11 protein-coding genes are annotated in these 12,503 nt (G+C 60.3%); 7 read left to right on the top strand and 4 right to left on the bottom strand.

Translation table 11 applies throughout. The annotated features are described in order from the left end of the window. Positions 1-703 (bottom strand): threonine--tRNA ligase (locus LG30_RS0107265; protein ID WP_033130045.1); only part of this gene is annotated, 703 nt, incomplete at its 3' end. Between the two features lie 319 nt (positions 704-1,022). Here LG30_RS0107265 and LG30_RS0107260 point away from each other — a divergent pair. Further along, entirely contained in the window at positions 1,023-1,235 is a 213-nt protein-coding gene (locus LG30_RS0107260) for a hypothetical protein (protein ID WP_033130044.1), read from the top strand. Between the two features lie 43 nt (positions 1,236-1,278). On the opposite strand, the gene LG30_RS0107255 is transcribed toward LG30_RS0107260, so the two are convergent. Beyond that, complete coding sequence (locus LG30_RS0107255) at positions 1,279-1,869, bottom strand: tetratricopeptide repeat protein (RefSeq protein ID WP_033130043.1); 591 nt, start codon at positions 1,867-1,869, stop codon at positions 1,279-1,281. Positions 1,870-2,041: 172 nt separating this feature from the next. On the opposite strand from LG30_RS0107255, the gene LG30_RS0107250 reads away from it, so the two are divergent. Continuing rightward, entirely contained in the window at positions 2,042-3,097 is a 1,056-nt protein-coding gene (locus tag LG30_RS0107250; RefSeq protein ID WP_033130042.1) for a PA0069 family radical SAM protein, read from the top strand. Between the two features lie 18 nt (positions 3,098-3,115). Here the strand turns inward: LG30_RS0107250 and LG30_RS22490 are convergent, their stop codons facing one another. Together LG30_RS22490 and gyrA are read right to left on the bottom strand one after the other, a co-directional pair. Beyond that, complete coding sequence (locus LG30_RS22490; protein ID WP_193354254.1) at positions 3,116-3,286, bottom strand: hypothetical protein; 171 nt, start codon at positions 3,284-3,286, stop codon at positions 3,116-3,118. A 347-nt stretch (positions 3,287-3,633) separates the two neighbouring features. Next, a complete protein-coding gene (gyrA, locus tag LG30_RS0107245; protein WP_033130041.1) occupies positions 3,634-6,405 on the bottom strand; it encodes a DNA topoisomerase (ATP-hydrolyzing) subunit A in 2,772 nt (923 codons plus the stop codon). A gap of 187 nt (positions 6,406-6,592) precedes the next feature. Here gyrA and ubiG point away from each other — a divergent pair, with 187 nt between their 5' ends. The 5 genes from ubiG to yfaE all read left to right on the top strand — a co-directional run bounded on the left by ubiG (position 6,593) and on the right by yfaE (position 12,429). Beyond that, the gene (gene ubiG / locus LG30_RS0107240; protein WP_033130040.1) at positions 6,593-7,309 is read left to right on the top strand and encodes a bifunctional 2-polyprenyl-6-hydroxyphenol methylase/3-demethylubiquinol 3-O-methyltransferase UbiG; all 717 of its coding nucleotides are present in this window, start codon (positions 6,593-6,595) and stop codon (positions 7,307-7,309) included. After that, a complete protein-coding gene (locus LG30_RS0107235) occupies positions 7,309-7,995 on the top strand; it encodes an HAD family hydrolase (protein ID WP_033130039.1) in 687 nt (228 codons plus the stop codon). The genes ubiG and LG30_RS0107235 overlap by 1 nt, the downstream gene beginning before the upstream one ends. Before the next feature lie 555 nt (positions 7,996-8,550). Further along, positions 8,551-10,818: a class 1a ribonucleoside-diphosphate reductase subunit alpha gene (gene nrdA, locus LG30_RS0107230; RefSeq protein WP_033130038.1), complete on the top strand. Its 2,268-nt coding sequence runs from the start codon at positions 8,551-8,553 to the stop codon at positions 10,816-10,818. An 83-nt stretch (positions 10,819-10,901) separates the two neighbouring features. After that, complete coding sequence (nrdB, locus tag LG30_RS0107225) at positions 10,902-12,035, top strand: class Ia ribonucleoside-diphosphate reductase subunit beta (protein WP_033130037.1); 1,134 nt, start codon at positions 10,902-10,904, stop codon at positions 12,033-12,035. Positions 12,036-12,108: 73 nt separating this feature from the next. After that, the gene (yfaE, locus tag LG30_RS0107220) at positions 12,109-12,429 is read left to right on the top strand and encodes a class I ribonucleotide reductase maintenance protein YfaE (protein WP_033130036.1); all 321 of its coding nucleotides are present in this window, start codon (positions 12,109-12,111) and stop codon (positions 12,427-12,429) included. Positions 12,430-12,503: the final 74 nt, after the last annotated feature.

Genomic DNA, 12,503 nt, shown 5'->3' with positions numbered 1-12,503 from the left:
GCTGCAGGTAAGCCTTGAGCTGCTTCTTGTCGGCCCAGGCGGTACCGTAGATCCGCTGCAACATTTTGTTGTTGGAGTCGCCACGCCAGTAGGCGCCGGACATCTTCTGCAGCTTGAAATGGTGGCAGTGACGCATGTTCGGCACGTGGGGGCCACGACACATGTCGACGTACTCTTCGTGATGATACAGACCGGGCTGGTCATCACGGGCAATGTTCTGATCCAGGATCTCGACTTTGTAAGTCTCGCCACGGGCTTCGAACACGTTGCGTGCCTCCTGCCAGGAGACTTTCTGCTTGATGACGTCGTAATCCTTGGCGGCCAGCGCCAGCATGCGCTCTTCCAGGGCAGCCAGATCTTCGTCGGTCAGGGTACGATCGAGATCGATGTCGTAGTAGAAACCGTTATCGATGACAGGACCTATGGCCATCTTGGTCTGGGGCCAGAGTTGCTTGATGGCATGACCCAGCAGGTGAGCACAGGAGTGGCGCAGGATGTCCAGACCTTCTTCGTCTTTGGCGGTGATGATGGCCAGGGAGGCATCGGCTTCGATCAGCTCGCAGGCATCCACCAGTTCACCGTTTACCCGACCGGCAATGCATGCCTTGGCGAGGCCCGGACCTATGTCCGCGGCGACGTCCATGACGGAAACGGCGTGGGCAAATTGACGTTGGCTGCCGTCAGGCAGAGTAATGATTGGCATTATGTATTTCCTTAACAGTGGTGACCCCTACCAAAGGCCACATGCAGATTGAAGAAGTCCTTTAAAATCAAGCCATTCACTTTGATGTTTCACCGTTCACAATACGGTTTGTACACGCCGTGATACACACTTTGATGTCCGTGCGAGGCCATTCATTGACAGGAACAGTGGGGATTGTATCAGACGTCACGACTCAGACAAGTTGCCAGGGCGATTTTACATACAGCAATGGCTGGGTCTTTGCCGCTGTTGGGAGCAGCGGTAATGGCGACCGGGTGCTAGGTTTCGAGATAGGCGTTCGTCTGAGAGGAAGAGAAAGATGTACAGCTATGAGATTTCGTTTCCGGAGCACGCGGAGAAAATCATCCATCCGGATCACATACTGACGACCCACTGTCCCGTCCATCTTGGCGAGCTGGTGATCCTGAGCGACGGCAGCAAGCGCGAGGTGTGCAGCATAGTGCACAGCAGCGAACGCAGCACCCTCTATGTCACCGACATCAGCCCGGGCAAAGTGACCGCCAGTGCCTGAAAAAACTGATACTCAATGAGGGAAGGGGGCCGGCCACCAACGGCTAGCCCTCTCCAAGCAGCGACTGCCCGTTGAAATCGAAGGTGCTGTTCCCCTCCTCGGCCAACGCCAGCTCCTGCAAGACCCGAAGGGCCAGCTTGTTGCCTTTCTGCGAGGCCTGATAGAGCCACTGTTTCGCCTGCGCCATGTCGACCCGACCGTTCACCCCCATCAGGTGCAACACCCCCACTTTCAGCATGGCGGGCACATCGCCGTTGCGGGCCGCCAGCTCCATCCAGTGAAAGGCCGCGCGCAGATCCCGCGGCACCCCGACCCCACGCAAGTAAAGATCCGCCAGTCGATATTGACCAAAGGCATCCCCCGCCTCGGCGGAGCGACGATAGAGCGCGATGGCACGGGCCAGATCCTGTTCACTCCCCTGCCCCAACTCGTGGCTCCAGCCCATCAGTGCCTGGGCCCTGGGCTGTCCCTGCTCCGCCAGCGGCAGCCAGATATGGGTCGCCTGCTCGAAGTGGCCCACACGCCAGGCCCGGCTGGCCGTCGCCAGCGCCTGCTCGGTGGAGAGCGGGATGAGGCGCCAGATGACCAGGCAGATCACTCCGATAAACAGCCAGCGTGAGGTGGTGGGCTTCATGATGATTTCCGTGATCCAGTTCGCATTTCGTCTATGTAAACGAAATGTAGCAGCAGATCAAGCGGGAGATTCATTTGCGATGCAGTTTTACATAAGGCGGGCGGCCGGGCTTGCAGTTTGCCGGAACCCTCGCCACAATAACTGTATATATAAACAGTATCGGTGTGGTGAGATGGCAGGACGAGGCAGCAGTCACAATGTTGGGCACCGCTTCAGTGGTCCACAAGTCGAGGCCATCGACGATGGCTGGCAAGCACAGGAGTGGGAAACCGCATTTCAACCTCAGGCGCCTCAGACACAAGTGCGCGAGATAGAGGCCAAGAGCATCATCAGCCACAATCTGTCGCCGGATGTCCCCTTCGGCCGCTCCATCAACCCCTACCAGGGTTGCGAGCACGGTTGCATCTATTGCTACGCCAGACCCAGCCACGCCTATCTGGAGCTCTCACCCGGCCTGGATTTCGAGACCCGGCTGTTCGCCAAGCGCAATGCCGCCGCGCTGCTGCGCCGGGAATTCGCCAAGCCGAGCTACCAGCCCCAGACCATAGTGCTCGGCGCCAATACCGATCCCTATCAGCCTATCGAGCAGCACTATCGGCTCACCCGTGAGCTGCTTGAGGTGATGCTGGCTCACCGCCACCCGGTGGGGATCATCACCAAGAGCGCCATGATATTGCGGGATATTGACCTGCTGACCGAGTTGGCCCGGGAAGGCTTGTGTCAGGTGATGGTGTCGGTCACCACCCTCAACGAGACGCTGAGGCGGCAGCTGGAGCCTCGTGCCAGCACGGGCGCCGGGCGACTCAAGGTGATCGAGAAGCTGGCCGGGGCCGGGGTGCCGGTCGGGGTGTTGGCCGCTCCCATGATCCCGCGCCTGAATGAGCCCGAACTCGAGCAGATCATCAAGTCGGCGGTCGAATCCGGTGCCGGTTGCGCCGACTACATACTGCTGCGCCTGCCCCACGAGCTGACGACCCTGTTCAGCGACTGGCTGGACGAGCATTACCCCGGCCAGAAGGAAGCCATTCTGAACCAGCTGCGGGCCAGCCGGGGTGGCAACCTCAACAGCCCCGCCTTTGGCACCCGCATGCGGGGAGAAGGCCAGTTTGCGGACTTGCTCGCCCAGCGCTTTCGGCTGATCAGCAAACGGCTGCAGCTTGGCAAGCGCCACGTTCAGCTGGATCTGACCCGTTTCATTCGCCCCAACGAGCAGTTGCGGCTGTTCTGAAGGCTGGGGCTGCGCCGCTCAGCCCCTGGGTCGCGACGGGTAGGGCCGCACCGGCTTGATCTGCACAATCAACTCTGCCGGCAGGCGCGATGGCTCATGGGCCACCTCCTCTTCCTCCGCCAAGACGCCCTTGGCCTCTGCCCCCCACATCCGGCTCCACCAGATCTCCCACATTATCCAGCTGGTCATGGCATGCTCCTCTTGGATGGCATCGATGGATTTGCCGAGTTCACCTTTGGCGCTCGGACAGTGGCAGCTTGCCCCGGCCCCGTGACAACGGGATGACGGCCGGATGATCCCTTGATGACGCGGGATCCTGCTGTCGGCGCCGTCAGCGCCGACCCTGCCCACTGGCCGCGTCCGGGGTCGCTAGCACAATACAAACAGCTATAAAAATTATGTTTATCGATGTAAATGTGCTGCCTTATGGATTTTTATAGAGAATTACCAAGATGACATCGCTAGGATGGCGGTAAAAATAGCGCAATAAAAAGAGCGACCCTGGGGTCGCTCTTTTTGTCGGGGTAGACGGGCGATTATTCGTCGCTCGCCGTCCCCTCTTCGCTGGAGCCTGCGTCGGCAGCACCGGCGTCTGGCGCAGTATCTGCACCTTCCACCTGCTCACCGTCGATGGCCACGACGTCGGTCTCTTCCTCGTCGCTCTCGGCGATCCGCTGCAGGCCGACCACGGTCTCGTCTTCACCGGTACGGATCAGACGCACACCGCCGGTGTTACGACCTATGATGCTCACCTCGGCAACCCGGGTACGCACCAGGGTGCCGCCGTTGGTGATCAGCATGATCTGGTCGGTATCCTCGACCTGGATGGCGTCGATCACCTTGCCGTTGCGATCATCCACCTTGATGGAGATGACGCCCTGGGTACCACGGCTCTTGGTCGGGTACTCGGTCAGCGCGGTGCGCTTGCCATAGCCGTTCTCGGTGGCGGTCAGGATGGCACCCTCGCCACGGGGGACGATCAGGGAGACGACCTTGTTGCCATTGGGCAGACGAATGCCGCGCACACCGGAGGCGGTACGACCCATGGGACGCACGCCCTTGAAGGTGCCCTTGCTCTCGGTGCTGTCGGCACCTTCTACGCTGTCGCTGCCTTCATCGTCGTTGCCGGCGTCGTCATCGGTTTCGACGTCGTCGCTGGCATCCGCATCCGCGCGACCGCTACCTTCCGCGAAGCGAACTACCTTGCCCGCGTCGGAGAACAGCATGATCTCGTTGCTGCCGTCGGTGATATCCACCCCGATCAGCTCATCGCCCTCTTTGAGGTTGATGGCACGAATACCGGAGGAGAGCGGACGGCTGAACGCAGACAGGCTGGTCTTCTTCACGGTACCGTCGGCGGTGGCGAAGAAGACGTACTTGTCGTCGCTGTACTCGTTGACCGGCAGGATGGCGGTGATGCGCTCACCCTCTTCCAGTGGCAACAGGTTGATGATCGGACGGCCGCGGGCGCCACGGGACGCCTCCGGCAGCTGATACACCTCGAGCCAGTAGACCTTGCCACGGGTGGAGAAGCACAGGATGGTGTCGTGGGTGTTGGCCACCAACAGACGCTCCACGAAGTCCTCTTCCTTGATCCGGGTAGCCGACTTGCCCTTGCCACCACGACGCTGCGCCTCGTAGTCGGTCAGCGGCTGGTACTTCACATAGCCCTGGTGAGACAAGGTGACGACCACGTCTTCCGGGGTGATCAGATCCTTGGTATTGAGCTCGATGCTGGAGAAGTTGATCTCGGTGCGGCGCGCGTCGCCATACTGCTCGCGCACGGCCACCAGCTCATCGCGGATCACTTCCATCAGCCGTTCCGGGCTTGCCAGGATGAACAGCAGCTCGGCGATGAGATCCAGCAGAGATTGGTACTCTTCCAGGATCTTCTCGTGCTCGAGGCCGGTCAGCTTGTGCAGACGCAGGTCAAGGATGGCCTGGGCTTGCTGCTCGGTCAGGAAGTACTGGCCTTCACGGATACCGAACTGGGACTCCAGCCACTCGGGACGGGCCGCGTCGTCGCCTGCTTTTTCCAGCATGGCGGCCACGTTGCCGAGCTCCCAGCCGTTCGCCACAAGCTTGGCCTTGGCGTCCGCCGGGGTGTCGGAGTGACGGATCAGCGCGATGATGGGGTCGATGTTGGCCAGCGCCACCGCCAGGCCTTCCAGGATGTGGGCCCGATCCCGCGCCTTGCGCAGTTCGAACACGGTCCGGCGGGTCACTACCTCACGGCGGTGCAGCAGGAAGGCATCCAGGATCTCTTTAAGGTTCATCACCTTGGGCTGGTTGTTATCGAGCGCCACCATGTTGATGCCGAACGTGGTCTGCATCTGGGTGTGCTTGTAGAGATTGTTCAGCACAATCTCGCCGGACTCGCCGCGCTTGATCTCGATAACGATGCGCATACCGTCTTTATCAGACTCATCGCGCAGGGCACTGATGCCCTCGACCTTTTTCTCTTTGACCAGCTCGGCGATCTTCTCGATCAACCGTGCCTTGTTCACCTGATAAGGCAGCTCGTGAACGATGATGGTCTCGCGACTCGTCTTGTCGTCCACTTCCACTTCGGCCTTGGCACGCACATAGATGGAGCCACGACCGGTGCGGTACGCCTGCACGATGCCGGAGCGACCGTTGATGATGGCGCCGGTGGGGAAGTCAGGGCCGCTGATATAGGTCATCAGCTCATCGATGGTGAGATTGCCATTCTCGATCAACGCCAGACAGCCGTTGACGATCTCGGTGAGGTTGTGGGGCGGAATGTTGGTCGCCATGCCCACCGCGATACCGGAGGAGCCGTTGACCAGCAGGTTGGGCACTTTGGTGGGCATGACAGCCGGGATCATCTCGGTGCCGTCGTAGTTCGGCACCCAGTCCACGGTCTCTTTGTCCAGATCGGCCAGCAACTCGTGGGAGATGCGCGCCATCCGCACTTCGGTGTAACGCATGGCGGCGGCGCTGTCGCCGTCGACCGAACCGAAGTTGCCCTGACCGTCGACCAGCATGTAACGCATGGAGAAATCCTGCGCCAAGCGGACGATGGTGTCATACACGGCGCTATCGCCATGCGGGTGATATTTACCTATTACGTCACCGACCACACGGGCCGATTTCTTGTAGGGCTTGTTCCAGTCGTTCCCCAACTCGTTCATAGCAAACAGAACGCGGCGGTGAACCGGTTTCAAGCCATCACGCACATCCGGCAGAGCTCGTCCTACGATCACGCTCATGGCGTAATCCAGATAGGAACTCTTGAGCTCTTCTTCGATGTTGATCGGCGTGATCTCTCTGGCCAGATCGCTCATAGAAAGCCTTAATCCCTAATTAGTTGTTCTTTGGCTTAAACAGCGCGCAATGGTAACACAGGACGCGACATACCTTAAGCCACAAATCGGGCTGGTTTGCATAAGTCCGTTCGTTATAATGCCCGCCAGGACAATAGATTGCGCGCCTGTCACCAGGCTTGTGCGCCCTGCCACAGGATCCACGAAAATGAATACTGATGCCAATGTCGATCTGACAGAAATCGCCAAATTTGAAGCCATCGCCTCCCGCTGGTGGGACATGGAAGGCGAGTTCAAGCCGTTGCATCAAATCAACCCGGTGCGCCTTGACTGGATCACCGACAAGAGCGGCGGCCTGTTTGGCAAACGCGTGCTTGACATCGGCTGCGGCGGCGGCATCCTCTCCGAGAGCATGGCGCGCCGTGGCGCCAGGGTCACCGGTATCGACATGGGCAAGGAGCCGCTCGGCGTCGCCCGTCTCCATGCGCTGGAGGCCGGCGTGGAGCTCGACTATCAGCAGATGACCGCCGAGCAGCATGCCAGCGAGGCGCCAGGCCAATATGACGTGGTGACCTGCATGGAGATGCTGGAACACGTGCCGGATCCGGCCTCGGTGCTGCGCGCCATCGCCACTCTGGTACGCCCTGGCGGCAAGGTGTTCGTCTCCACCATCAACCGCAACCCGAAAGCCTATCTGATGATGATCCTGGGGGCCGAGCACCTGCTCAAAATGGTCCCTAAAGGCACTCACGATCACAAGAAGTTCATCACCCCGGCCGAGCTGTGCCGCATGGGGGAAGCGGCGGGCCTGCTGGTGAAAGACATGAGTGGGGTGCACTACGCGCCGCTGTCCAACCGCTTCAAACTCGGCGCCAACGTCGACGTCAACTACATGGTGGCCTTCGTGCGCCCGGAGCAAGGCTGATGAACACCACTGACAAGGCGCCCCTGCGTTGCGTGCTGTTCGATCTGGACGGCACCCTGCTCGACACGGCCCCGGATCTCGGCGCCGCCGTCAACCACGTGCTGGTGAGCGAAGGCTTCGCGCCGCTCTCTGACGACATCATCCGCCAGACCACTTCCCACGGTGCGCTCGGGCTGCTCAGGGCGGGCCTTGGCGACGAGTTGCTGGAAAAGCTGGGTGCTGGGCGCCTGCGCGCTGCCCTGCTCGACCATTACGCGGCCAACCTCTGTGTCGGCACCCGCCCCTATGAGGGCATGACTGATCTCATCGAGTGGCTGGACGAGCGCGCCCTGCCCTGGGGCATCGTCACCAACAAGCCGGGCTTTCTGACCGAGCCGCTGCTGGCTGCCCTGCCGGCACTCGCCAACTGTGGCGTGACCGTGAGTGCCGACACTCTGCCGGTGCGCAAACCCGATCCCGCTCCCATGTACTATGCCTGCGAGCGGCTCGGCGTAGAGGCGGCCCACTGCCTCTATGTCGGCGATCACGTGCGCGACATCGAGGCGGGTCGCAACGCGGGCATGCGCACCGCGGTGGCAGGCTGGGGTTATCTGCACGACGACGAGGATCCCGCCGACTGGGGCGCGGACCTGCAGTTCGATACGGTGCAGGCGCTGCACCACTGGCTGCGCTACGAGCTGAGCTGAGTTCGCCTCGACCGGGACCATGCCGTTCATTGATGGATCCCGCGGGCAGCTTTATCCCCCTAGACAGAGGTCCAGGGGATGTCTGGGGGACAAGGATCCCGACCAGCCCCCGCCAGCGGGAGCCAACACCGGCTCCCTTTTCCTTTTCATGGAGGCTGCGCCGCCGCCCCGTTCGGACAGCTTTTGACCCTTGCTGCACAAGGGATAACCAGCCTGAATTTGCTAGTAAAAACGTCCCGTTTTCGCAAGAAAAAAAAGTTATTTAAATTTTCCATGTTCGATCATCGGACTTGCATTTAGCGGAGCGGACGCATGAAAACCCACTCACTGTGAGCGTCCACTAACATCGGTCATGACACCCACAATTTATCCACAGCAATCGGGTTATCCACACGTTGCAATGCGGGGACGACCTCACTATCTTGTAGTTCGAATTTAAAATAACACTATATCTTGTGATTCATGGCGCACTTCGCCCCCAGGCCACCCTAGAGAAGGGAACCCTGGATGCGTGGCGCCATGGTTTTTCGGGAATCAACTAAAGGTCATCAGCCAATGAACTTGTTTGTGACGAAGCGTAACGGCCACAAAGAACCCATCGATCTGGATAAAATTCACCGCGTGCTCGACTGGGCCGCCGAGAAGCTCGACAACGTGTCAGTCTCCCAGGTGGAGCTCAAGTCCCACATCCAGTTCTATGACGGTATCCGTACCGCCGACATCCACGAAACCGTCATCAAGGCTGCCGCCGATCTGATTTCCGAACAGAGCCCGGATTACCAGTACATGGCCGCCCGCCTGGCCATCTTCCACCTGCGCAAGAAGGCCTACGGTCAGTTCGAGCCGCCCCACCTCTACCAGCACGTCGCCCGTCTGGTAGACATGGGCAAGTACGACAAGCACCTGCTGACCGACTATAGCCAGGCCGAATTCGAGGAGCTGAACGAGCACCTGGATCACTGGCGTGACATGGACTTCTCCTACGCCGCAGTCAAGCAGCTGGAAGGCAAGTACCTGGTGCAGAACCGCGTCACCGGCGAGATTTACGAGAGCCCGCAGTTCCTCTACATCCTGGTGGCGGCCTGCCTCTTCTCCAAGTATCCGAAAGATACCCGTCTGGACTACATCAAGCGTTTCTACGATGCGGTCTCGACCTTCAAGATCTCCCTGCCCACCCCCATCATGAGCGGCGTGCGCACCCCGACTCGTCAGTTCAGCTCCTGCGTGCTGATCGAGTGCGATGACAGCCTGGATTCCATCAACGCCACCGCCAGCGCCATTGTGCGCTACGTCTCCCAGCGCGCGGGCATCGGCATCAACGCCGGCCGCATCCGTGGTCTGGGCAGCCCCATCCGTGGCGGCGAAGCCTTCCACACCGGCTGCATCCCCTTCTACAAATACTTCCAGACGGCGGTCAAATGCTGCTCCCAGGGCGGCGTGCGCGGCGGTGCGGCCACCCTGTTCTACCCCCTGTGGCACACAGAGGTGGAGAGCCTGCTGGTCCTGAAGAACAACCGCGGCGTGGAAGAGAACCGGGTCCGTCACATGGACTACGGGGTGCAGATCAACAAGCTGATGTACCAGCGCCTCATCAAGGGCGGCGACATCACATTGTTCTCCCCCTCCGATGCGCCGGGTCTGTACGACGCCTTCTTCGCGGATCAGGACAAGTTCGAGCAGCTCTACGTCAAGTACGAGCAGGATCCGTCCATTCGCAAGAAGACCCTCAAGGCGGTGGATCTCTTCTCCCTGATGATGCAGGAGCGCGCCGGTACCGGTCGCATCTACATCCAGAACGTGGATCACTGCAACACCCACAGCCCCTTCGATCCGAGCGTGGCCCCGGTGCGTCAGTCCAACCTCTGTCTCGAGATTGCGCTGCCCACCAAGCCGCTCAACAACGTGGATGACGAAGAGGGCGAGATTGCCCTGTGCACCCTGTCTGCCTTCAACCTCGGCGCCATCGAGAAGCTGGAAGACCTGGAAGAGATGGCGGATCTGGCGGTGCGCGCCCTGGATGCGCTGCTGGATTATCAGGATTACCCGCTGAAAGCCGCGATGAAGGGCAGCATGAACCGCCGCACCCTGGGGATTGGGGTCATCAACTATGCCTATTATCTGGCGAAAAATGGTGCTCGCTACTCCGACGGCTCTGGCCTCGCGCTGACCCACCGCACCTTCGAGGCGATCCAGTACTACCTGCTGAAGGCCTCGGTGCAGCTGGCCCGCGAGTTTGGCCCCTGCCCGGCCTTCAACGAGACCACCTATGCCCAGGGGATCCTGCCCATCGATACCTACAAGAAGGATCTCGATGTGCTGTGCAACGAGCCGCTGCACCTGGACTGGGAAAGCCTGCGTGAAGAGATAAAGACAGTGGGTCTGCGCAACTCCACCCTGACCGCCCTGATGCCGAGCGAGACCTCCAGCCAGATCTCCAATGCCACCAACGGCATAGAGCCGCCCCGCGGCCTGGTGTCGGTCAAGGCCTCCAAGGACGGTATCCTCAAGCAGGTGGTGCCCGAGTACCATCGCCTGAAGGATCAGTACGAACTGCTGTGGAAGCAGCCGAGCGTCGACGGTTATCTGCAGCTGGTCGGTATCATGCAGAAGTTTGTGGATCAGGCGATCTCCGCCAACACCAACTACGACCCGGCCCGTTTCGAAGGCAACAAGGTCCCGATGAAGCAGCTGCTCAAGGACTTGCTGACCGCCTACAAATACGGCCTCAAGACCCTCTACTATCACAACACCCGTGATGGTGCGGACGATGCCCAGACCGATCTGCAAGATGACGGTTGCGCCGGCGGGGCTTGTAAAATATAAGTCGCAGCACGATCTGATGAACCGGGCGGGAGCATGAAGCTCCCGCCCTCCTGTTTCCTCTCATTCAAGACATTCAAATCACCATGGCTTATTCAACTTTCTGCCAGACCCAGAACGACCAGCTCAAGGAGCCGATGTTCTTCGGCCAGTCGGTCAACGTGGCCCGTTATGATCAGCAAAAGCACGACATCTTCGAACGGCTGATCGAGAAGCAACTCTCCTTCTTCTGGCGTCCGGAAGAGGTGGATGTGTCCCACGATCGCATCGACTACCAGGCCCTGCCGCCCCATGAGCAGCACATCTTCATCTCCAACCTGAAGTACCAGACCCTGCTGGATTCCATCCAGGGTCGCAGCCCGAACGTCGCGCTGCTGCCGCTGGTCTCCATCCCGGAGCTGGAGACCTGGATCGAGACCTGGGCCTTCTCCGAGACCATCCACTCTCGCTCCTACACCCACATCATCCGCAACATCGTCAACAACCCGGGGCAGGTGTTCGACGACATCATCACCAACGAGCAGATCTTGAAGCGTGCCGGCTCCATCAGCCACTACTACGACGATCTGATCGAGGCGACCGCCCTCTACCACCTGCACGGTGAAGGCACCCACAGGGTGGGTGAGCGCGAGCTGACCATCACCCTGCGGGGGCTGAAGAAGAAGCTCTACCTGTGCCTGATGAGCGTCAATGCCCTGGAGGCGATCCGCTTCTACGTCAGCTTCGCCTGCTCCTTTGCCTTCGCCGAGCGCGAGCTGATGGAAGGCAACGCCAAGATCATCAAGATGATCGCCCGCGACGAGGCCCTGCACCTGACCGGCACCCAGCATATGCTGAACCTGATGCGCACCGGCCAGGACGATCCCGAAATGGCCGAGATTGCCGCCGAGTGCGAGCAAGCCTGCTTCGAGATCTTCAAGGAAGCCGCCATTCAGGAGAAGGAGTGGGCCGAGTACCTGTTCCAGGACGGCTCCATGATAGGCCTGAACAAGGACATCCTCTGCCAGTACGTGGAGTACATCACCAACCTGCGCATGAGTGCGGTCGGTCTGCAGCCAGCCTTCGCCGGCGCCAAGCAAAACCCCATCCCCTGGATCAACACCTGGCTCTCCTCTGACAACGTGCAGGTCGCCCCACAGGAAGTGGAGGTGAGCTCCTACCTGGTCGGCCAGATCGACAGCGAAGTGCACGCAGACGATCTCGGTGACTTCGAGCTGTGAGTCAGCTGCCCGACCTGCTGGACGGCCAGATCGACAGTGAAGTGCACTCAGACGGCCTGGGTGACTTCGCACCGTGAGTGACGCCACCAACATGCTACCCCCTGCCCCCTGCTCTGCCTCCGCGCAGAGCGAGGCCGGTTCACCACGGGTGCATACCCAGGATGGCGTCCTGCACGCCCATCCCGGCGAGAGCCTGTTGGAGACCCTGGAGCGCCACGGCCATCGGCTGGAGTTTCAGTGCCGCAGCGGCTATTGCGGTGCCTGCCGCACGCCGCTGCTGGCTGGCAAGGTGCATTACCCCCATGTGCCGCTGGCATTTGTCTCCCAGGGTGAGTGCCTGCCCTGCTGCTGCAAGCCGGTGGGCGCCATCCACCTGGATCTGAAGAAGGACTGAGACGCCCGCCTCAGCACGACATTTATCGTGCCTATGTGATGACCGTGTCTAGTCCTTGTCTAGTCCTGAAATAG

This window comes from Aeromonas aquatica (assembly GCF_000764655.1).
Classification (GTDB): Bacteria; Pseudomonadota; Gammaproteobacteria; order Enterobacterales; family Aeromonadaceae; genus Aeromonas; species Aeromonas aquatica.
The sequence above is the reverse complement of the archived record's forward strand: the minus strand, read 5'-3'. Positions and strand labels throughout refer to the sequence as shown.